This window comes from Bradyrhizobium sp. Ash2021 (assembly GCF_031202265.1).
Taxonomy (GTDB): Bacteria; Pseudomonadota; Alphaproteobacteria; order Rhizobiales; family Xanthobacteraceae; genus Bradyrhizobium.
Genome location: NZ_CP100604.1, coordinates 8,806,022 through 8,827,546, shown reverse-complemented (window position 1 = coordinate 8,827,546; position 21,525 = coordinate 8,806,022). Strand labels below are relative to the sequence as shown.

Annotated in this window: 21 protein-coding genes; 8 read left to right on the top strand and 13 right to left on the bottom strand. The window is 63.1% G+C overall.

The window, feature by feature from the left end; translation table 11 throughout:
• Positions 1 to 64 precede the first annotated feature (64 nt).
• From NL528_RS42410 to NL528_RS42390, 5 genes are all read right to left on the bottom strand, one after another.
• Positions 65 to 1,318: a YbfB/YjiJ family MFS transporter gene (locus NL528_RS42410; protein ID WP_375143949.1), complete on the bottom strand. Its 1,254-nt coding sequence runs from the start codon at positions 1,316 to 1,318 to the stop codon at positions 65 to 67.
• 117 nt (positions 1,319 to 1,435) lie between these two features.
• Positions 1,436 to 2,146, bottom strand: coding sequence for an SDR family oxidoreductase (locus tag NL528_RS42405; protein ID WP_309180281.1), 711 nt, complete (start codon positions 2,144 to 2,146; stop codon positions 1,436 to 1,438).
• Between the two features lie 105 nt (positions 2,147 to 2,251).
• On the bottom strand, positions 2,252 to 3,220 hold the full coding sequence (locus tag NL528_RS42400) for a LysR family transcriptional regulator (protein ID WP_309180280.1): 969 nt from the start codon (positions 3,218 to 3,220) through the stop codon (positions 2,252 to 2,254).
• Between the two features lie 121 nt (positions 3,221 to 3,341).
• Entirely contained in the window at positions 3,342 to 4,166 is an 825-nt protein-coding gene (map, locus tag NL528_RS42395) for a type I methionyl aminopeptidase (protein ID WP_309180279.1), read from the bottom strand.
• Between the two features lie 93 nt (positions 4,167 to 4,259).
• Positions 4,260 to 5,585 carry a mechanosensitive ion channel domain-containing protein gene (locus NL528_RS42390; protein WP_309180277.1) on the bottom strand — a complete coding sequence of 442 codons (1,326 nt, stop codon included), beginning with the start codon at positions 5,583 to 5,585 and terminating at the stop codon, positions 4,260 to 4,262.
• A gap of 316 nt (positions 5,586 to 5,901) precedes the next feature.
• Here NL528_RS42390 and NL528_RS42385 point away from each other — a divergent pair, with 316 nt between their 5' ends.
• Positions 5,902 to 7,695 (top strand): potassium/proton antiporter, encoded by a 1,794-nt coding sequence (locus tag NL528_RS42385; RefSeq protein ID WP_309180275.1) that lies wholly within the window; start codon positions 5,902 to 5,904, stop codon positions 7,693 to 7,695.
• Between the two features lie 86 nt (positions 7,696 to 7,781).
• Here the strand turns inward: NL528_RS42385 and NL528_RS42380 are convergent, their stop codons facing one another.
• Positions 7,782 to 8,009, bottom strand: coding sequence for a dodecin (locus tag NL528_RS42380; protein WP_375143948.1), 228 nt, complete (start codon positions 8,007 to 8,009; stop codon positions 7,782 to 7,784).
• A 305-nt stretch (positions 8,010 to 8,314) separates the two neighbouring features.
• On the opposite strand from NL528_RS42380, the gene NL528_RS42375 reads away from it, so the two are divergent.
• Positions 8,315 to 8,605, top strand: a complete 291-nt coding sequence (locus NL528_RS42375; RefSeq protein WP_309180272.1) for a DUF1330 domain-containing protein — start codon at positions 8,315 to 8,317, stop codon at positions 8,603 to 8,605.
• Positions 8,606 to 8,942: 337 nt separating this feature from the next.
• On the opposite strand, the gene NL528_RS42370 is transcribed toward NL528_RS42375, so the two are convergent.
• Positions 8,943 to 9,722 (bottom strand): hypothetical protein, encoded by a 780-nt coding sequence (locus tag NL528_RS42370; RefSeq protein ID WP_309180271.1) that lies wholly within the window; start codon positions 9,720 to 9,722, stop codon positions 8,943 to 8,945.
• 1,103 nt (positions 9,723 to 10,825) lie between these two features.
• On the opposite strand from NL528_RS42370, the gene NL528_RS42365 reads away from it, so the two are divergent.
• The 6 genes from NL528_RS42365 (at position 10,826) to NL528_RS42340 (ending at position 17,322) form a co-directional block, all read left to right on the top strand.
• The gene (locus tag NL528_RS42365) at positions 10,826 to 11,755 is read left to right on the top strand and encodes a glycine reductase (RefSeq protein ID WP_309180270.1); all 930 of its coding nucleotides are present in this window, start codon (positions 10,826 to 10,828) and stop codon (positions 11,753 to 11,755) included.
• Between the two features lie 178 nt (positions 11,756 to 11,933).
• The gene (locus tag NL528_RS42360; protein ID WP_309180269.1) at positions 11,934 to 13,127 is read left to right on the top strand and encodes a CoA transferase; all 1,194 of its coding nucleotides are present in this window, start codon (positions 11,934 to 11,936) and stop codon (positions 13,125 to 13,127) included.
• Between the two features lie 129 nt (positions 13,128 to 13,256).
• Positions 13,257 to 14,855: a flavin monoamine oxidase family protein gene (locus NL528_RS42355; RefSeq protein ID WP_309185233.1), complete on the top strand. Its 1,599-nt coding sequence runs from the start codon at positions 13,257 to 13,259 to the stop codon at positions 14,853 to 14,855.
• Positions 14,856 to 14,859: 4 nt separating this feature from the next.
• Positions 14,860 to 15,330, top strand: coding sequence for a cytochrome c (locus NL528_RS42350; protein ID WP_309180268.1), 471 nt, complete (start codon positions 14,860 to 14,862; stop codon positions 15,328 to 15,330).
• A gap of 22 nt (positions 15,331 to 15,352) precedes the next feature.
• On the top strand, positions 15,353 to 15,838 hold the full coding sequence (locus NL528_RS42345; protein WP_309180267.1) for a RidA family protein: 486 nt from the start codon (positions 15,353 to 15,355) through the stop codon (positions 15,836 to 15,838).
• A gap of 32 nt (positions 15,839 to 15,870) precedes the next feature.
• Complete coding sequence (locus NL528_RS42340; protein ID WP_309180266.1) at positions 15,871 to 17,322, top strand: M20/M25/M40 family metallo-hydrolase; 1,452 nt, start codon at positions 15,871 to 15,873, stop codon at positions 17,320 to 17,322.
• 19 nt (positions 17,323 to 17,341) lie between these two features.
• On the opposite strand, the gene modC is transcribed toward NL528_RS42340, so the two are convergent.
• The 6 genes from modC to mepA form a co-directional block, all read right to left on the bottom strand.
• The gene (modC, locus tag NL528_RS42335; RefSeq protein ID WP_309180265.1) at positions 17,342 to 18,019 is read right to left on the bottom strand and encodes a molybdenum ABC transporter ATP-binding protein; all 678 of its coding nucleotides are present in this window, start codon (positions 18,017 to 18,019) and stop codon (positions 17,342 to 17,344) included.
• Positions 18,020 to 18,021: 2 nt separating this feature from the next.
• Complete coding sequence (gene modB, locus NL528_RS42330) at positions 18,022 to 18,717, bottom strand: molybdate ABC transporter permease subunit (protein WP_309180264.1); 696 nt, start codon at positions 18,715 to 18,717, stop codon at positions 18,022 to 18,024.
• Complete coding sequence (gene modA / locus NL528_RS42325) at positions 18,717 to 19,502, bottom strand: molybdate ABC transporter substrate-binding protein (RefSeq protein ID WP_309180263.1); 786 nt, start codon at positions 19,500 to 19,502, stop codon at positions 18,717 to 18,719. The genes modB and modA overlap by 1 nt, the downstream gene beginning before the upstream one ends.
• Before the next feature lie 175 nt (positions 19,503 to 19,677).
• Complete coding sequence (locus tag NL528_RS42320; protein ID WP_309180262.1) at positions 19,678 to 20,184, bottom strand: hypothetical protein; 507 nt, start codon at positions 20,182 to 20,184, stop codon at positions 19,678 to 19,680.
• Position 20,185: 1 nt separating this feature from the next.
• Positions 20,186 to 20,395, bottom strand: coding sequence for a TOBE domain-containing protein (locus NL528_RS42315; RefSeq protein ID WP_309180261.1), 210 nt, complete (start codon positions 20,393 to 20,395; stop codon positions 20,186 to 20,188).
• A 172-nt stretch (positions 20,396 to 20,567) separates the two neighbouring features.
• Entirely contained in the window at positions 20,568 to 21,515 is a 948-nt protein-coding gene (gene mepA / locus NL528_RS42310) for a penicillin-insensitive murein endopeptidase (protein ID WP_309180259.1), read from the bottom strand.
• Positions 21,516 to 21,525: the final 10 nt, after the last annotated feature.

The following is a 21,525-nucleotide window of genomic DNA, read 5'->3' as shown; positions in this document are numbered from 1 at the left end:
CGGTCAGCTTTTGCAATCGCGAATTGCAGGTTTTGTTAAACCGCTCCCTGGTCGCGAGCGCCAGTCACGCACCCCGGGGCTTGCGTTCGCGCCCGATGGTCAGCGCGGTCGTGAGATCGACGGCCAGGGAGGCGGCGACGGCCGCGGCGCCGATCACGAACAGGACGGCGTAGTCCCCGCCGGAGCGTGCGAACAGGTATGAAAGTCCGTAGGCTCCGGCCGCCTGAAACAAGGCAAAGGTGGTGGTGGCCTGCGCCCAGGCGGCGCGTTGACCCGAGCTCGAGTGGGGCAGCAGCTCGTGGATGCGGCCGAGGACCAGCGGCACGATCCCGGGCGTGAAGCCGCCGACGATGATGCTGGAGACGATCATGGTCGCAGGTGCCGAACTGAGGGCGGGCAGCAGGATCGCAATCGCCTCGACGAGGAAGGCGACCCGGAGTGCCGGGCCAAATCCCGCGCGGTCGGCGAGATGTCCGGTCAGCAGCGGACCGACGGTGGCGCCGATGCCATAGAGCACCCAGTAATGCGAACCGGCCGATATTCCCTGGCCGAGCCCGCGCGCGACAAAGTCGACGAGGAACACCATGTGCGGCACCAGCGCCACGGCATTGAGGCCATATTCGGCGCTCAGCACCCGGACGATGGTCAAGCTCCGGCCGCGCGATGGAAGATGAGCGTCAGGCGCGCCTTCCGTGGCGGGCGCCTCGGCGGGCCATGCCTTCCAGCTCACCAGCGTCAGAACGGCGGACAGCAGCCCGAGACCGTCCCAGCTTTGCTTGAGACCTTGCTGCAGCAGCAGCGGAACGAGGGTGCCGGATGCGGCAATGCCAAGGCCGACGCCCGCAAAGATCACGCCGCCGACCAGGCCGCGCTTGCCCGGCGCGATATGCGGCAGGATCGTCGAGGCCGCGAGCACCATGATCACGCCGCCGGTCACCCCGGCGAGGAATCGCCAGCCAAAGAACCAGATGAACGAGAACGGCACGGAGCATGCAAAGCAGGTCAGTGACGCCAGAACCATCATTCCGCGCAGCGAGCGAACCGCGCCCAGCCGGGTGCCGAGTTCGCGCGCGATCAGCGCGCCGGCAAGATAGCCGGCGAGATTGGCAGCGCTGAGATAGACGGCATCCGCGGGGTTGAACCACTTCGCCGATATCAATGCCGGGATCAACGGCGTGTAGGCAAAGCGCGCCAGCCCAAGTCCGACCAGCGATGCGCACAACCCCGCCGTGGCGGACAGCCAGACGGGCCGCTCCTCCCTTTGGCGACGGGATGTTGCCTGGCGAAGATGACCGACATTCGTGCTCGACATGGACATGGGTTAGAACCCCGGATGGTCTCTGAAAAATAACGAGTTCTGATCGGAGCCATCGCTGACAGCGATGGCGCCGCGATCTTCCAATCGTCTTGCGCCGCAGCCGGTGTGGGAGCGTCATCAGTGGCCGGCGCTCTGGCCGCCATCGACATGCAGGGTTTCGCCGGTGACGAAGGGGGCGCTCTCCAGGAACAGGACGGCGTCAACGATGTCCTTTGTCTCTCCCATGCGTCCGACCGGATGCAGGTTGGCGAGGAACTCGTGGGTCTCGGGCGCGTGCATCGGTGTCTTGATGACGCCGGGAGCAACCGCGTTGACCCGGATGCCCTTCTTTGCGTATTCGATCGCCAGCGACCTGGTGGCGGCGTTCAACCCGCCCTTGGTCAGCGACGCCAGCACCGACGGAACGTTGCTGTTGGCGTGATCGACCAGGCTGGTGGTGATCTGCACGATATGGCCCGAGCCCCGCTTCAGCATTTCGGCAGCGACACGCCGCGTTAGCGAGAAGAATCCGCCAAGGTTAATCGAGACAATCGATGCATAATCTTCGTCCGTGTAGTGGGTGAAGGGCTTTGCGATGAAGATGCCGGCGTTGTTGACCAGGCTGTCGACGCGGCCGAAGCGCTCGATCGCCTGCGTGACCAGCCGTTCCGCGGTCTTGGGATCCGCTACGTCGCCGGCGACCGCCAGGATATCGGGATCGGAAGATGGCTTGATCGCGCGGGAATTGGCGACGACCCGGTAATTGCGGTCGCGATAGGCCTTGACCAGCTCCGCGCCGATGCCTTGCGATGCGCCGGTGATAATGACGACTTTTTGTTCTGCACCCATGAAGGGCCTCCGTGATCTCGTTAAAACGGCGGGATTGCCGCTGGGGCCGTTTTTGGCTCCGATGAGAGTCAACGTAGGCTCATCCACGGATCGCGCGAATGCCCGCTATTCGGCAGACAGTCTTCCGCGTCGCGATCGAATGGACTCGGTGTTCCGGCTGGCTTCGCTCGACAGCCGCGTGAAGTAACGCTTGAGGCGGGGCACCGCAAAGTCGACAAAGGCGCGCACTTTTGGCACCGAGAAGCGCCCGTGCGGCGCCAGCAAATGCGCGGGCAGCGGCGGGTACTCGTCCTTGCCGAGCAGGATCTGCAGCCGTCCTTCGCGGATCTCGTCACTGATGTGATAGGAAAACAGCCGCGTCACGCCGTGACCTTCGGCCGCGGAAGCGACCGCCGCGCGAACCGTGTTGACGACCAGCCGCGGCGCGAACTGGACCGCCCTCGGGACGGACGATCCTTCCGCCGGCGGGAAGCTCCAGGAATCCTGCCCGAAATGGGTCATCGCGATAATCTGGTGTTTCGCAAGATCGGCCGGTTCATGGATGACCGGGTGCCGCGCCAGATATCCCGGCGATGCCGCGATGACGCGGCGCACTTCGCCAAGGCGGATCGCGACGAAGCTCGAATCCGCCAGATGCGCGATGCGGAGCGCGACGTCGATGCCCTCATCGATCAGGTTCACCGGCCGGTCGAGCAGATAGAGTTTTACCGACACCATCGGATGCTCATCCATGAAGGCGTCGAGCACTGGCCGCAGGACATCCTCGCCTGTGATCACAGGCGCTGTGATGGTCAGCGTGCCGCGCGGGGCCGAGCGTTCGCCGGCCGCAACGATGTCGGCCTCCTCGAGATCGATCAGCACGCGGCGGCAGGCGGCGGCATAGCGCTCGCCGGCTTCGCTCAGTTTGAGCGAGCGGGTGGTGCGATGAAGCAGTTCGGCGCCGACATGCTGCTCAAGGAAGGCGATCGCGCGGCTCACGGCCGCCGGCGATCGGCCGAGGCGTCGGCCCGCACCGGCGAGGCTGCCCTCGTCGACGGCGGACACGAAAACCTTCATCGCATCGATGCGATCCATCGGCTCTTCCGATCAGAGGAACAAGGGCTGCCTTGGCAAACGTCAGGCGATCATGCCTTGCCGGTCAGCTTTTGCAATCGCGGGATCGTGGCGGCGGCGGGGAAATTACGCCCCGGCCCAATCAGGTTGTGGCTGGAGGCTTCTCGGCGTGGCGCTGCGACAGCGTGAAGATCTCGACGCCGGTTGATGTCACGCCGACCGAATGCTCGAATTGCGCCGACAGCGAGCGATCGCGCGTCACCGCGGTCCAGCCGTCGGACAGGATTTTCACATGCGGCTTGCCGAGATTGATCATCGGCTCGATGGTGAAGAACATGCCGGGCTTCAGCGCCACGCCTTCGCCAGGCCGGCCGATATGGATGATGTTCGGCTCGTCGTGGAACATGCGCCCGAGGCCATGGCCGCAGAAATCGCGCACCACGCTCATGCCCTGCGGTTCGACAAAGCTCTGGATGGCGTGGCCGATGTCGCCGGTGGTAGCGCCGGGCTTGACGGCGGCGATGCCGCGCATCATGGCCTCGTAGGTCACCTCGATCAGCCGCTCCGCCTTGCGGGCGATCGGGCCGATCGCGTACATCCGGCTGGAATCGCCGTACCAGCCGTCGACGATGAAGGTGACGTCGATATTGACGATGTCGCCCTCCTTCAGCGCGCGGTCGCCGGGCATGCCGTGGCAGACCACGTGATTGATCGAGGTGCAGGTCGAATAGCGATAGCCGCGATACATCAGCGTCGCCGGATAGGCGCCATGGCTGAAGGCGAAGTCGCGCACGAAATTGTCGATCCGGGAGGTCGGGATGCCCGCCTTGACCACGTCGGTGAGCTCATCGAGGCATTTGGCGACCAGGGAGCCTGCCTTGCGCATGCCGGCAAAGGCGCTCGGTCCATGGAGCTTGATCTGGCCGGTCTTTCGCAAGGAGGTGTCAGTTGCTTCGATATAGCTCATGGGCGGGTCATTTTCGGCGGGAATGGGCGGTGGATAGGCTGATTTGTAGCCTAATTTAATGATCAGAGCGGCCAGTGCAAGCCAAGGTTGGCATCAGCTGGTCGGAACTTCGACCATGGTTTCGACCGGCAGCGCGCCGCCGCGGACGCGGATTTCGCGCACCGGGTAGGGTACCCGGATGCCCTCGCGCTTGAAAGCGTCCCACAGCGCCAGCATCACCTCGCTCTTGACGTTGTCCATGCCGTCGGGGTCGGCGATCCAGAAGGTCAGGGAGAATTTCATTCCTGCTTCCGTGAACTCGGTCAGGATGCAGTTAGGCTGCTTGCTCTTGATGGCGCGCGGTGCTGCCGCGGCGATTTCCATCGCCAGCTTGCAGACCAGGCGCGGATCCGCGTCGTAATTGGTGCCGAAGCCGACCTTCACCAGCGTGTTCTTGTCGGTATAGGTCCAGTTCACGACCTTCTGGGTCACCAGATCCTCGTTCGGGATCAGGAACTCGCGGCCGTCGCCGGCGGCGACCGAGATATAGCGCGTCTTCATCGCGCTGATCCGTCCCGAGCTGTCGCCGATGGTGACGAGATCGCCGGGTTTGACGGATTTGTCGACCAGCAAAATGAGACCGCTGATGAAATTGGCGACGATCTTCTGCAAGCCCAGGCCAATACCGACGCCGGCCGCACCGGTGAAGACCGCAAGCGCCGAAAGGTTGATGCCGACCGCGCCGAGCGCGATCGCGATCGCCACCACCACGAGCCCCATGCGGATCATCTTCACCAGCAGCACCTGGATCGACGGCGTCAGGTCGCTGGAGCGGTTGATCCGGCCTTCGATGAAATTGCTGGTGATGTTGGTCAGCCACAGTGCGAGGATCAGCAGCGCGCCGGCCTTGATCAGAAGCAGCGGTGTCAGCCGCAGGCCGCCGAGCACGACCGCAACCTGATCCGAGTCCAGCGCCTCCACGGCAAAATCGAGCTGACCGACGATGCTCAACGCCGCGACCACCCACGCCGATACCGACACCAGCTTGACGATGAAGGCGTTGCGGATCACCGAGGTCACCAGCCGGATCATCAGCCAGGCGAGCGCCAGCTTGGCGGCCACCATCAGCATGTAACTGCGGCTCGGCCAGGTCGAGTGATACATCGTGATCCGCGCCGCGATCACCAGGATCGCGAATATCGCGGTGGAGGCGCTGGAGACCAGCACGCGGGCGAAATGCCGCAGCGGCAGCGGCCAGCGCATCGCAAGCGAGGTCATGTCGACGCGCGAGCGAATGGCGGCGTCGGCGGCATAGGCCATGCCGGCTGCGGTCAGAATCAGGCCGAACTGCAGATAGAACCAGGGCGAAGTGACCTCCGCGCCGATCGAACGCGCGACGGAGTGCAGAAATTCGACGATGTCCTTCAGCTCAAGATCCATAGGCAATTCTCGTTTCGAGGCCGGTTCGCCCGCAATCAAAGTTCGTTCGCAAAGCTAGCTCGCAAAATTGATTCGAATGTCCGGCAGATTCCCATAATCGGGCTGCAGACGCCATTGAAACGGCCTGCCCGCAAGGCAAGTTAGGTCGCTAAATCGGGCACATTGCCGCTATCCCGAGAAATGGGTTGGCGTCCAACTGTGGCGACGATAAGGATGCAATTGCAAGTATTTGCTCCGGTTTTAAGAAGGCGCAAGACTTTCCTTAGTCAGGACTTCTCTGGATCAAGACTTCTCTCGATCAAGGCTTCCCTCGATCATGGCTTCCCTCGACGCGGTCAGCATAGCCATTCTTCTCGGCGCGGTTCTGGTGATGGCCGGAATCCTCTCCAGCCTGCTTGCGCTCCGCTTCGGCGCGCCGCTGCTGCTGGCATTCCTGCTGATCGGCATGCTGGCGGGCGATTCCGGGCCCGGCCAGCTGCAGTTCGACGATGTCCGCACCACCTATCTGGTGGGATCGGTGGCGCTGGCGCTGATCCTGTTCGACGGCGGGCTGAAAACGCGCTTCCAGAGCATCCGCACCGTGCTGGCGCCGTCGATGATGCTGGCCACGATCGGGGTGCTCCTGACCGCGCTGATCACAGCACCGGTCGCCAAATATGCGCTCGACCTGAACTGGACCGAGGCGTTTTTGGTCGGCGCGGTGGTGGCATCCACCGACGCGGCGGCGGTGTTTCTGCTGGTGCACACGCAAGGGTTACGCCTGCGCCCGCGCGTCGGCGCGACGCTGGAGGCGGAATCCGGCACCAACGATCCCTTCGCGATTTTCCTCACTTTGATGCTGGTCGAATTCATTTCGAGGGGCGAAAGCTCGCTCTCGCATATCGCGATGGAATTCGCCCGCGAGGCGGTGCTTGGCGCGATCATGGGCGTGATCGGCGGCCGCCTCGTCGTGCTCGCGCTCAACCGCATGGCGCTGCCGCAGGGCCTGCATGCGCCGTTCGTCACGACGGCCGCGCTTGTGATTTTCGGCGGCGCGCAGATCGCGCACGGGTCAGGGTTCCTCGCGGTCTATCTCGCCGGCATCATCATCGGCAACCGGCCGACGCGCGCGCATAATTCGGTGGTGACATTCCTGGATGCCGCGACCTGGCTGGCGCAGATCGTGATGTTCGTGCTGCTCGGGCTGCTGGTCTCGCCGCATCGGCTGCTCAGCAGCGTCGGTCCAGCCGTCATCATTGCTTTCGTGCTGATGCTGGTGGCGCGGCCGGTCGCGGTGTTTCTGTGCCTCATGCCGTTCAAGTTCAACTGGCGGGAAAAGGTTTTTATCGCCTGGACCGGCCTGCGCGGCGCGGTCGCGATCTTCCTCGCCTCGATCCCGATGCTGGTCGGCCTGTCGAAAGCCTATCTCTATTTCGACGTCGCCTTCGTCGTCGTCATCATCTCGCTGTTGCTGCAGGGCTGGACGCTGGCGCCGGCGGCGCGGCGGCTGCACGTGGCGCTGCCGCGCGCCGAGCGCGGCCCGCGGCGTGTCGAGCTCGATCTGCCCGGCCAGCTCGAGCAGCAGCTGGTCGGCTATCCCGTGCGCGCGAAAAGCCTGTATTTCCGCCGCGGGCTGATCCCGTCCTGGTCGAAGCCGACGCTGGTGATCCGCGAGCAGCGCATCCTCTCGCCCACCGAGGCCGATCCGGTCGCGGCCGGCGATTACATCTATTTGCTGGCGCCGCCGGAAAAGGCCGAGGCGCTGGATCGCTTTTTTGTCGACATGGCGCCGAGTTCGGCGCCCGATCCGCATTTGCTCGGCGACTTCGTCGTCTCCGGCGAGCATACGCTCAGCGAATTGGCCGAGATCTACGGCGTGGCGGTGGACGAAGAGCAGGGCAAGCTGACGCTGTCGGATTATTTCGACATTCATCTCGACCACGCGCCGAAGGAAGGCGCCGAGCTTGCGCTCGATTCCATCGTCCTGGTGGCGCGCAGCATCGGCGGCGGCCGGGTCAATGTGGTCGGCCTCAGGTTGCCGGAAGACGAGGAAGCGGCCGCGCCGCTGACGCGGATGCAGGCGTTCAAGCGCAAGCTGGCGGAGATCTGGTCGTCGGTGGCGGGGGTTTGACCGCATCGCGTGTTTCGGCGTCCAGTCCGTGGCCGGTGGCCACGGACTGTGATGCCGTGATTAGGCGCGGCGCGTTGCACCGGGAATTACCCCTCGAGTGTGAACCCAACCCGCAAGGTGACCTGATAATGGCGAACAGACCCGTTTTCGATTTGGCCTCTCGTCTGCACGACTTCGAACCATTTCATTTCCCGAATGGTCTTTGATGCGCGGGTGATCGCATTCTGAACGGCTTCCTCGATACTTTTTTCGGAAGATCCCACGAGCTCCAGGATCTTGTAAACGTGATCCTTCATTTCGGTAGATTCCGGCATGGCTAGCCTCCGTTGTGATGTTGTTGGGCCAATCTCGGTCTGTCTCTTCCTCCCCGGGGTCTGATCGGATCGGAAGCGAAGTTCATTCTGAACGGGCTCTGAACCGTTTGAGTTCCACTGCTTCCGCGAGGTACCTATAAAATTCAGGCCAGCTACGGAGGCCGAACTGCGGTGACAGTGCTGGACTGTCATGTAATCCCAGCTTTGAGCGGCGAGCGGCCTTGTTGCCTTTGAAGCATACGGTCTTATTCTACGCCCTCCATCCGGACCGCGAATTGGTCTGGTGCTGGTTCGCGGGGCAGGGAATGAAGGCGTATCTGGTGCTCGACCTGTCGGTGAATGATTTTGCTGGTTTCAGAAAATACATCGCTGAAATCCCTGCGTTCATCGCAAAACATTCAGGAAAATACCTGGTTCAAGGGGTTCAGCCGACGACGATCGAGGGGGATTGGAAACCCGAACGCATGGTCATCATCGAATTTCCGGAACGCGAAAACGCAGAAGCATTTCTGGGTGACCCTGAAATTCAAGACCTGTTCAAGCTGCGCCACGATACGACGACGAGTAAACTGGTGCTTGCCGAAGGGTGCGCGTAACCCGGATCAGCTCCGTAGGGCGGATCGCGATCCGCCATCTTAGCTGCGCGACCGGAGCCGCGGCGCGGCCGACCTTGATGACCACCCGCGTGGAGCAATTGATGGCAACGAGCGGAATGTCGCTCTTGTTTCCTTTTCTCCTTAACGCTTGCCGCGACTCGCCATCAATAGCGCGTAGGGCGGATTGAGCCGAAGGCGTAATCCGCCGCTTGCGGCTCCGATGCGGACGTCCCCTGTGCTATTCCGCAACCGATGCCGAATGATCGTCGTGAATGCAATCGACGCACAGGCTTAGAACGGCGGATTACGGCTTCGGCTCCAATCCGCCCTACGAGCTCTAATGTGGCTTTGCTGTGCTGTCTTCAAACATCTTCCGAATGAGCTTATCGACGTCGCTTGCATAAAAGCGTTTGACTAGCTTTGAGTTGAAGAAAAACGAAAACTGGCCGAATCGTTCCTTAAATTCGTTATCCAATATTCCATCATACCTGTCAGGGTCCGGATTGAATTTCCCATAAAGCAAGAAACGCCCTTTTGCCGGTATTATATCGGTTGTTGTGGGGCTCCATCCGGGATTGTCGCCATCGCTCCTCCAGAGATGCACATTCATGTTGATATTTTCGTTGGTAATGTCTGATCGAACGAAAGCGCTCAATATAATGATGGGATCGTCCCACCTGTTTTCTCCGACTATTTCAAACCTGGAAATTTCAATACGGTTGCGAGCCGCAAGATAGCCGTAGTTGATCCAACGAAAATTCCAATCCCAGAGGATGGGCCCGCGAGATTGGTCCCAAAAATAGCCAGCCGTTGCGCCGATCATGATGATGGCACCGAAAGACACCCCAACAAGCCACGGATTCAATTTAATCCTCAGGTGATGGAAGATTCCGTACCACGACAACCTAAGTACAAAGGTGATAATAACGCCCGTGAAGCCGCCAACAACTATCGCCGCCAGCGCTCCAAGGGAGGGGTTGTCTAGAATCTCTTGGGGCACCTTTATCCCAAAGAGGTAAACGAGAAGGCCGCCGGCTGCGCTTCCGGTGACCTGCTGAATACCGGCGTCCCAACGCTTCCCTGAGCCGTGCCAAGCGTGCCTGATTGCTTCCCGCATGCCCCCTCCCTTTAGGTACCCTAACCTAAGGATGACAGATTCTGAATAGGCACAGCCGGGAATTCCGGTCAGTGCACTAAACCGGCCGATGAATGCGCCCAAGGCTGCGTTCTATCCTGCCCAGAGGGAATCCACGACGGCCAAGGCGAGCGACGCTATGGATTGCTTCGCTTCGCTCGCAATGACGAACTACCGTTTTCGGACGCGGCCAATTGACCCGACGGGCAAATCACCAAAAGTCTGTCCAGCCCTCTCGACAAAAATATTCCGCTTGCCCTGATAGGGCAAATCAGTGGCATTTCTCCGCCCGTCTCACCCGAGAAGAGGGGCGGGTCGCGATCGTCACGAAACGCGCGGTGGGATGCGGTGGACGCGGCAGCGTCGGCGTGAAGCGGAATTGCAGGGCGGGCTTGTCCCGTGAGCGATATCGTCAGCGCAAGACGACGGCGCCAATGTTCGATGAAGCCTTTAGGTCGAGACGGGCCTGTCCCGGCGAAGCCTTTTAGGCGAAGACGGACGGCTGCGTACGGCAAAAGCGTGTGGTCCTGGCGCCCGTTGCTGGTGTCAAGTCGACGGAGGCGATGTCGGCCCAACCGGGTTCGACAAGACCTTTAATCCGCCGATGACGGTGACAAGAAGGAATTCGTCGCCGGGGAGAGCGCGCTATAAGCCGTAAAACCATTGCGCAGGGAAGGCCGGATGCCTCCGCTGAACCTGTATGCTCGTGTGCGGTTCTTCGCACAATTTTGCACACGAGACCGCGGGTGCAGCGCGCACCCGGTCTTCCCTGCGCCCTCTGTTTGCAGTGGGCGGGAAGTTCAGAGCAAAACTCGGGCGTCATATGCCGCGAGAACGCGGGATTATGTCCGCCAGAGGGTCGTCATTGCGAGGAGCGAAGCGACGAAGCAATCCATCGTTCCGCGCAAAGAAAGAGTGGATTGCTTCGCTTCGCTCGCAATGACGACCTTGCTGTTCGAGGCTGGCCTGGGGCCGGTCGCGGGGGCTGAATTGCTATTTCGGCAGTTGAGGAACCGGCGGACTATCTCTAGTCTGGACCAAAGGTCGATTTACGATCTCGCGGTGGAAACGCAGGAGAAACAACCATGTCCGGCTCGCTCGACGACCAACTCGGCTTTGCGCCCGACTACGATTCCCCGGTCCCCTATATGCAGCGGACCCGCGACTACTACTCCGCGATCGGTTACACCACGCCGTATCGTTGGGCGCATTATGTCGATGCGCCGTTCCAGCCGCTGAAAAAGCCGCTCTCGCAATCGCGCGTGACGATCATCACCACCGCCGCGCCGTTCGATCCGGCGAAGGGCGATCAGGGTCCGGGCGCCGCGTACAATGGCGGCGCCAAATTCTACCAAGTCTATGACGGCGACACTTCAAAGCCGCACGACCTGCGCATCTCGCATATCGGCTATGACCGCAAGCACACCGCTGCGACCGACAGCGGCACCTGGTTTCCGCTGCCGCAGCTTCTGAAGGCGAAAGCCTTAGGCCGGATCGGCGAGGTCGCGCCGCGCTTCTTCGGCGCGCCGACCAATCGCAGCCATCGGGTGACGATCGACGTCGATGCTCCGGACATCCTCGCCCGCTGCCTCGCCGACAAGGTCGATGTCGCCGTGCTGGTGCCGAACTGCCCGGTGTGCCACCAGACCGCCGCTTTGGTTGCCCGCCACCTCGAAGCCAACGGCATTGCCACCGTGGTGATGGGATGCGCCAAGGATATCGTCGAGCACGCCGCGGTGCCGCGCTTCCTGTTCTCTGATTTCCCGCTCGGCAACTCCGCCGGCAAGCCGCATGGTGTCGAGTCGCAGGCGCTGACGCTGGAGCTGGCGTTGCGTCTGCTGGAGACGGCTTCCGGCGCGCGCACCACGATGCAGTCGCCGCTGCGCTGGAGCGAGGACGCGTCCTGGAAGCTCGACTACAACAACATCGCACAGATGAGCCCGGAAGAACTGGCGCGGCGTCGCGCCGAATTCGACAAGCAGAAAGAGATCGCGCGCGGCAACAGGGCGGCGTAACGCGGCTACTTCCCTTCTCCCCTTGTGGGAGAAGGTGGCGCGAAGCGCCGGATGAGGGGTCTCTCACCGCGCATTCGGTGTTCGCGGAGAGAGACCCCTCACCCGTCCGCGATGCTTCGCATCGCGTCCACCCTCTCCCACAAGGGGAGAGGGGAAGAAGCAGCAGGAGGAAACTGAATTGACCCGACCGTTCGAAGGCGTGAAGATTCTCGACTTCACGCAGGTGCTTGCAGGCCCCTACGCCAGCTACCAGCTCGCCCTGCTCGGCGCCGACGTCATCAAGGTGGAGCGGCGCGAAGGCGAGGACATGCGCCGCACGCCCCTCAGCCGGGAATGGGCCGAACGCGGTCTGGCCCCCGGCTGGCAGGCGATCAACGGCAACAAACGCAGCCTGACGCTCGACCTCTCGAAGCCGGAGGCGATCACCATCGTCAAGCAGCTTGCCGCGCAGGCCGACGTGGTGATGGAGAATTTTCGCCCCGGCGTGATGGACAAGCTCGGCATCGGCTACGCCGCGCTGTCGGAGATCAATCCAAAACTGATCTATTGCGCGATCTCGGGCTTTGGCCAGACCGGCCCGGAGCGCAATGGCGCCGGCTATGACGGCAAGATCCAGGCGATGTCGGGCATCATGGCGATCACGGGTCACGAGGAGACCGGGCCGACCCGCGCCGGCTTTGCGGTCTGCGACGTGCTGTCCGGCGCCACTGCCGCGTTCGGCGTGTCGAGCGCGCTGTTCCAGCGCACCCATACCGGCAAGGGGCAACTGGTCGACGTCTCCATGCTCGAGGCAACGCTGGCGTTCCTGTCGGGACAGGTGGCGGATTATTCGGTCGCGGGCCATCGCCAGCAACTGTCCGGCAATCAGGCCGTGAGCCGCAGGCCGACGGCCAATCTGTTCAAGGCAGGCCAGGGCTATTTGCTGCTGGCGGTGAACAGCGAGAAGCAATACCGCGCGCTGATGACCGCGCTCGGCCGCGCCGACGCGCTGGAAGACCCGCGCTTCGCCGATTGGTTCGCACGGCAGGAAAACGAGCCGGCGCTGCGCGCCATCATTGAGGAAGCGCTGTCGAAAAAGGATCCGCGCGAATGGGAGAAAATCCTCGACGCGGCCGGCGCGCCCTGCGCCAGCATCTGGAAGATCGAGGAGGTGATCGATCATCCGCAGATCGCGGCGCGCCGCGCAGTTCAGGAGATCGATACGCCCTATGGCCGTCTGCGCTTTGCCGGCACCGGCTTCCAGCTCGCCCATGGCGGCGGCAGGCTCGATTCCATGGCGCCCGAACTCAGCGCCCACACCGACGAGGTGCTGAGTTCGCTCGGCTATGATGCCAGCGCGATCGCGGATTTGCACGCACGGGATGTCGTCTGAGCGAGTCCGGAACGCGAACTCGTGAATGCCATCGGCGTTCAATTGTTGCGTGGGCCAAAGCCAGCGCCTATCTATTGAAACCGCGCCGTGAGCGCGGCGCAGGACGAAAATGGCGAGACCGGACCGGCCATGCAGAACGAGGGTGAGACAGGTCTGAGCCGGCGCGATCTGCTGTCGCTGGTGGGCACGGTCGCCGGCAGCGCCGCGATGTATCAGGCGATGACCAGCCTCGGCTTTGCGTCGGAGTCCACCTATAACGGGCCGATCAAGCTGGAGGGCGATACCAAAGGCGCCTCGGTACTTGTGCTCGGCGCGGGTCTGGCCGGTATGACGGCCGCGCTGGAATTGCGCGCGGCCGGCTACAAGGTTCAGGTACTGGAGTTCAACAGCCGTCCCGGCGGCCGCAACTGGACGCTGCGCGGCGGAGACAGTTTTACCGAACTCGGCGGCGCGACCCAGACCTGCGGCTTCGAGGACGGCCTCTATCTCAATCCGGGGCCGTGGCGGATTCCCTATCATCACCGCGCCGTGCTCGACTATTGCAAGCGGCTGGGCGTCACGCTCGAACCCTTCATCCAGCTCAATCACAACGCGCTGCTGCACGGCTCCAATGCGTTCGACGGCAAGCCGCAGCGCATCCGCGATATCAAGACCGACTTTCAGGGGCATGTTTCGGAATTGCTCGCGAAAGTGACGCAGCAAAGCAAGCTCGACGAAGCGGTATCGGTCGAAGACAGGGAGATTTTGCTGCAGGCGTTGCGGTCCTGGGGCGCGCTCGATCAGAATTATGCCTACAAGGCCAATCTGATCTCGGCGGATTATCGCGGCTACGCGAAGCCGCCCGGAGGCGGGCTGGGTGCAGCCCCGATCGCCGGCGAGCCCGTAAAACTGTCGGACATCCTGCAATCCCGCCTCTGGCGGTATCTGCAAAGTTTTGCCCTGCACCAATTCCAGGCCACCATGTTTCAGCCCACCGGCGGCATGGACATGATCGGCAAAGCGTTCGCCAGGGAAGTCGGCGACCTCATTCAGTACGACGCCAAAGTCACCCGCATTCAGCAGAACGATGGCGGCGTCACCGTCAGCTATGTCAATGCCAAAACGCCGGCCACGCCGCAACTGGCGCAGGCCGACTGGTGCGTATGCACCATTCCATTGTCGATCCTGAGCCAGATCCAGATCGACATCGGCCCGCGTATGAAAGCGGCGATCGACGCGGTGCCCTATGCGTCATCGGTTAAGATCGGCCTGCAATTCAAGCGCAGGTTCTGGGAGGAGGACGAGGCGATCTACGGCGGTATCAGCTACACCGATCTGCCGATCCGGCAGATTTCCTATCCCAGCAGCGGCTTCAACCGCAGCGGCCGCGGCGTGCTGCTCGGCGCCTATGTCTTTGAGGGCGCCAACGCCTACGAATTCACCTCGATGGCCCCGGCGGACCGGGTGGCGCGCGCGGTCGATCTCGGCGCCCGCATCCATCCGCAATACCGCGCCGAGTTCGAGAACGGGATCGCGGTCGCCTGGCATCGGGTGCCCTTCACCCTGGGCTGCGCCGGAAGCTGGACCGAGAAAATGCGGGACGAGCACTACGACAATCTGTGTCAGATCGACGGCAGGATTGTTCTCGCCGGCGAGCACGCCTCCTATATTCCGGCGTGGCAGGAGGGCGCGATATTGTCGTCGCTCAACGCCATCACGCGGCTGCATGAACGTGTCGTCAGGACCTGATGCGATGCCGCCAATCCAGACCACACCCGTGAAATCGAATGCGACGAAGCCGCACAGCCATTTTCTCCTCGCCGTCGTGCTGGGCGTCGGGATGATGTCACTGGCAGCATCTGCGGCGCACGCGGACGAGGAAGCGCGTTCGCGGCCGCCGGCGCTGAGTCCGGGGTTCAGATTTACGGAATCGACCGGCGAAGAATTGTTCGCGAGCGCGTGCCAGGGTTGCCATATGTCCGATGGCAAAGGCGCGGTTGGCGCCGGCACCTATCCGTCGCTCGCGAAAGACAGCAATCTCGAGGCCGGAAATTATCCGGTTCATGTCGTGGTCCGGGGCCAGCGGGCCATGCCGCCGGTCGGCGCCATGATGAGCGATGCCCAGGTCGCCGCCGTGGTGAATTACGTCCGGACGCATTTTGGCAACGAATACCGGGACGCGGTCAGCGCCGAGGATGTCAAGCTGGCTCGGCCGGAGAAATGATCGCCATCAGGGGGAGACGAAGATGAAACATGCAATGCTCGCGCTGGCCGCCTTGCTGCTCGGCTCAAGCGCCGTTGAAGCCGAGATCGTGCGCTATCCGATTCCCAATTCGACGTTTCCGATCGCCCAGGCGGTGCGGGTATCCGGCGACGCCGTCACTTATTACGTCAGCGGTCAGGTGCCGCCCCTGGTCAACAAGGACGCCGACCCGGCCAGCCCGCAGGCCTATGGCGACACCAGGACCCAGACGGTCGGTGTGCTCAACAAGATCAAGGCGATCCTTGAAGGGCAGGGGCTCGGCATCGGCGACGTCGTCAAGATGCAGGTGTTTCTGGTCCACGACGCGCGCGCGCCGATGGACTTCAAGGCCTTCATGGAGGGATACACCCAGTTTTTCGGCGGCGCGCAGCCAAATCTGCCGGCGCGTTCGGTTGTCGGCGTCGCCGCACTGGCCAATCCCGGATTTCTGGTCGAGATCGAGGTCGTTGCTGCGAAGGACTCGAAATAGCTTCGGGCCAATCGAATTGAAGGATGGATGAGATGCGTCGGATTTCCGGTTCTGAGTTAGCGTGGCGGCCGCGTCGCTTTGTCGTGCTGTCGGCGGCGGCTCTGTTGTCGATCGCCTTGGTCGCGCCCGGACAGGCTGCCACCGAAGGTTTGAATCCCAACCAGCAGCGCGCCTTGGACATCTACAAGGAGCTGATCGAGATCAACACGGTGACCGCGACCGGCGACACCGCGAAGGCGGCCGAAGCCATGGCCGCACGCCTGCGTGCCGCGGGTTTTCCCGATGCCGATGTCCACGCCTTCTCGCCGGCGCCGCACAAGGGCAATCTGGTCGCGCGCCTCCACGGTACCGGCGCGCGCAAACCGATCCTGCTGGTGGCTCACATCGATGTGGTCCCGGCCAGCCGTGAGGACTGGTCGACCGACCCGTTCAAACTGACCGAGCAGGAAGGATATTTTTATGCGCGCGGCAGCGGCGACGACAAATACATGGCGGCCTCCTTCATCGCCAACCTCATTCGTTACCGGCAGGAGGGTTACAAACCGGACCGCGATATCATCGTGGCGCTGGAGACCGATGAAGAGATTTTGGACAAGGATGGGCTCGGCATTCAATGGCTCTTGAAAAACCAACGCGACCTGATCGATGCCGAATTCGCACTCAATGAAGGCGGCGGCGTCGGGCTGAAGGACGGCAAGCCGATCCGCACCTCGGTGCAGACCAGCGAAAAGGTCTCGGTGAGCTACGCGCTGACGGTCAAGAACAAGGGCGGTCACAGCGCCGTTCCGGTCAAGGACAATGCGATCTACCGGCTGGCGGCGGGATTGACCCGGCTTGCGGCCTTCAGCTTTCCGGTGAACCTGAACGAGACGACCCGGGTCTATTTCGAACGTACCGCGCAGATGGACGGCGGCCAGGTGGCCGACGATTTGCGCGCGGTGTTGTCGGGACAAACCGATCCCACTTCGTTGCCGGTGGTGCGTCTTTCGGCCAATCCGGGCCTCAACGCACAATTGCGAACGACATGCGTCGCGACATTGCTTGAAGGTGGGGTAGCGATCAATGCGCTGCCGCCGTTGGCGACCGCCAAGGTCAATTGCCGGGTCATGCCCGGCGAGCCGATCGACGGGGTGAAGGCAACGCTGGAACGCGTGCTGGCCGACGATCAGATCGCGGTGACGCAGATCGATCCGCCGACGCTCAGCGAACCTTCGGCCCTCAGCGACGAAGTCATCGGGCCGATCACGAAGCTGTCGGCCGAATTCTGGCCCGGCGCGGTGGTGCTGCCGACGATGAGCGCCGGCGCCACCGACGGCAGCTACCTTCGCAATGCCGGCATACCGACCTACGGTCATTCGGGACTGGCAGGCGACGTCGCCGAATCGCGCGCGCACGGCCGCGACGAGCGCATTCCCGTCAAATCGTTCTTTGAGGGCAATGAGTATCTGTACCGCCTCGTCAAGGCATTCGCCGGCGGCCAGTGATGGCTTGCGAGCGAGCGCATCAGGTCGGCGAACCACCCGACAAAACCTTCACGCCGCCGAACGCGCTGACGCGTCCGTTGCGCACCATCACGATCTGGGTGGCGAGCTGGCGCATCTCGGCCGCGTCGTGGCTGACATAGACCATCGGCACATGGGCCTCGTCGCGCAGCCGCACCAGATAGGGCAGGATCTCGACCTTGCGGCTTTCGTCCAGCGAGCCCAAGGGCTCGTCCAGCAGCAGCAACCGTGGCTTCGACAACAGCGCGCGGCCAAGCGCCACGCGCTGACGCTCGCCGCCGGAGAGTTTTCCGGGGCGGCGGTCCATCAGGCCGCCGATATCGAGCAGCTCGGTGACGCGCGCGCGTTGTGCGGGATCCTCGGCCAGCTGGTTCATGCGCCGGCCATAGTCGAGATTCTGCCGGACGTCGAGATGCGGAAACAGCCGCGCGTCCTGGAACACGTAGCCGATGCGGCGCCGGTGCGGCGGCACGTGCACGCGCGCGGCGACGTCGTCGAGCGTCTCGCCATCGATCGAGATGATGCCGCGATCAGGCTTCAGCAGGCCGGCGATCATGTTGATCAGCGAGGTCTTGCCGGCGCCGGAAGCGCCGAACAGGCCGGTAACGCGGCCTTCGCTGGTGAAGGACGCTTCGATCGAGAACTCGCCGAGCTTTTTTGTGACGTCGACGCGCAGCATGGTCAATTCCCGTGCAGGCGTTTGGTGGCGCGGCGCGCGAACCATTCCGAGGCGATCAAGGCGCCCATCGCGATCACGATGGAAATCACCACCAGCCGCGCCGCCGCGGTGTCGCCGTCCGGCGTCTGGATCAGCGAATAGATCGCCGACGAAATGGTCTGGGTTTCGCCGGGGATGTTGGACACGAAGGTAATCGTGGCGCCGAACTCGCCGATCGCCTTGGCAAAGCCGAGCACCATGCCGGCCAGCACGCCCGGCAGCGCCAGCGGCAATGTCACGGTCGCGAACACCTGCCAGGGCGCGGCGCCGAGCGTGCCGGCCGCCTGCTCCAATCGCCGGTCGATCGCCTCGATCGACAGCCGGATCGGCCGCACCAAAAGCGGGAACGACATCACGCCGCAGGCGAGCGCGGCCCCGGTCCAGCGAAACGCGAACACGATGCCGAGATGGTCGGCAAGCCAAGCGCCGACCAGGCCCCGGCGACCGAAGGTCAGCAGCAACAGATAACCGGTAACGACCGGCGGCAGCACCAGCGGCAGATGGATCAGCGCATCGAGGACGGATTTGCCCCAGAAATCCCGCCGTGCCAGCAGCCACGCCAGTCCGATTCCGAACGGCGTCGCCACCAGCGTTGCGATGATGGCGACCCGCAGCGACAGCAGGATCGCCGTCCATTCGGTCGGCGAGATATCGAACATCAGGTCGTCGGGCTGACGAGGAACTTGAAGCCGTATTTCTCCAGAATGGCTTTAGCGGCCGACGAGCGCAGGAAGGCGAGATAGTCGGCAGTCTCCGGTTTGGCGGTCGTCGTCGCCGCCACCGGGTAGATGATCGCCGGATGCGAATCGGCCGGGAAGGTGCCGACGATCTTGACGCCGGGTTCGACCTTGGCGTCGGTCGAATAGACGATGCCGAGCACGGCTTCACCGCGTGCGACCAGCGTCAGCGCAGCGCGCACGCTATCGGCCATCGCGAATTTCGGCTCGGCAGCCTGCCACGCGCCGAGTTTCTCCAGCGCCGCCTTGGCATATTTGCCGACCGGGACGGCCTTGACGTCGCCGGTGGCGATCTTGCCGTCGCCGGCGAGCTTCGCCAGGTCGAAGCCTTGCCCGATCGTCACATTGTCGATTTTGGAATCTTTCGGGGCGATCAGCACGATGCTGTTGCCGAGCAAATTGACCCGGGTCGGTTCGTTGATGTTCTTCCTGGCCGTGGCGTAGTCCATCCAGTCGGTGTCGGCGGATACGAACACGTCGGCCGGCGCGCCCTGTTCGATCTGCTTTGCGAGCGCCGAGCTGGCGGCATAGCTCACGGTGATCTTGACGCCGGTCTTGGCGGTGTAGGCGGCGTCGATGTCGTCGAGCGCGTTCTTCATCGAGGCGGCGGCGAATACGGTGAGGGTCTTGTCCTCCGCAGCAGCGGGCGCGTGGGCCGCCGCTAGCAGGATGACGAGGGCGGCAAAAATTCCGGATAGACGATGCATCGTGGCGCTCCGTGCGTGTTCGCTGGCGCTTTCGCGCGCAAATCAGGCATTGGTTCGGTCTGGGTACGACAGGCGGAAGCGCCGTTCCGGCCATTTCCTGCGACTTACGGTCGATCAGGATATCGCTAGCCGGAAACAATATCAGGCCCGGGCCTTGGGTAAAGCCTTCCTTTGCCTACTCCGTCGGCAGGATCGCAATCGAGATCGAATTTTCCCTGGCGCCGCTGACCTGCAGCACGAACGGGCTCGCCGAAAGCTCGTATTTCATGGTCTTGCGGATGCCCTCGCAATCGGTGGCGCCGCTGAAGGCATTTGGCTTCACGAAATGCCCGTCCTGCACCACGTCGACCCAGCCGCCGGTGGAAAGGCTGATGGTGTAGAGACCGGCTTTCGGGGCCGTCTTGACGCTCGTAAAGCCGGCGAAGGTGCCCTCCTTGGGTGCCCGCTCGGGCGGCGTCGGCAGCTTGGCGTCGGCGGGCGCGACCAGTGCCAGCGTCACGCCGGTTGACGGCAATGCCGCGATTTCACCGCCCGACGCAAGCTTCGCCCGATCTGGCGCGGTCAGCGCCGCGCGCTCGCGTTCGATCGGCCATTTGAACTTGTCGCAGCCGCTCGGTTCTTCCGCCGCCCACGCGGGGACGGCGCCGAGCAGCAGCAACGCGGCAAGCAAGCGTGCGCGCATGTCAGTCCACCGCGATCATCACGTCGGAGGCCTTGATCACGACGGTGGCTTTGCTACCCGCCTTGATGCCGAGATCGTCGACGGCTTCGTTGGTGATGGAGGAGGTCACGATCTGGCCGCTTCCGATGTCGACGCGGACATGTGACGTGGTCGCGCCTTTCTTGACTTCGACGACGGTGCCCTTGATCTGGTTACGTGCACTGAGGCGCATGACGAATCCCTCTAAATTGCCTACCCCAAGCGCGAAGATGCCGCGCGGATGTGGCTTTTGATTGAAATTTGAAGGCGGGGCCAGCGCCCCTGTCGTGACGCGCGCTTACGGCGCGGCGTCGGGCAATAGTAGCGCAATTCGGCGTCGCAGGGATAGCGGGCTGACGAAGAGTTCATTGCTTGGCGTCCGGCGCGGCCAGCACCGCTTTGCAGGCGGCCGGGAGTACGGCCATCGTCATCGGCGGCCGCGGCTTCGACGGCTTGGTTTCAGGCTTCGGATGGAGGATCGAATCCTTGAACCAGTAGGCGAGGTCGGCGGGCTTGCAGCCTTCGTCCTCCGACTGTGACGGCTGGCCCTGGCATTCCGTATTGCCGGCCGGGCATTTGATGCGGATGTGGAAATGATAGTCATGGCCCCACCACGGCCTGATCTTGGAAAGCCAGCTGCGGTCACCCCTGGCCTCGCGGCACAGCGCCTTCTTGATCGCGGCGTTGACGAAGATCCGCTGCACGCTCGGCTCCTGCGCGGCGTCGCGAAGAACCAGCACATGTCCGGGCGTGAACACCTTCGGATCGACATCGAGCCGGTCGTCGCGCACCATCATGACCGCCGACATCTCTTCACGGTCTTCCCGCGACAACATGTGATCCGGCATCGGCGTCAGCCAGATGTCGGCATCGAGCCCGATCTGATGGCTGGCATGGCCGCTCAGCGCCGGCCCGCCGCGCGGCTGGCCGATGTCGCCGACCAATATTCCGGGCCAGCCGGCATCCTTGTGCGCTTTCGCCGCCAGCCGCTTCAACAGCGCGATCATATCGGGATGGCCCCAATTGCGGTTGCGCGACAGTCGCATCACCTGCCAGGTGTCGCCATTGAGCGGCATCTGCTCGGCGCCCGCAAGGCAGCCTTTGGCATAGGAGCCGATCACCCGCGACGGCATCGCCGCCGGCAACACCTTGCGTGCGAACAATTCCCTGGCGCCGATCTTGGGATCGTTGGGATTGGCCAGCGGCGGCAACGGTTTTGGATTGACGCTGCCCTTGTCCTGCGCCGACGCCGTGCCGGCACCGAACAACATGACCGATAAGCTCAGCAGGATCAGAACCAGGCGGGGCGTCATGGGGGCACTC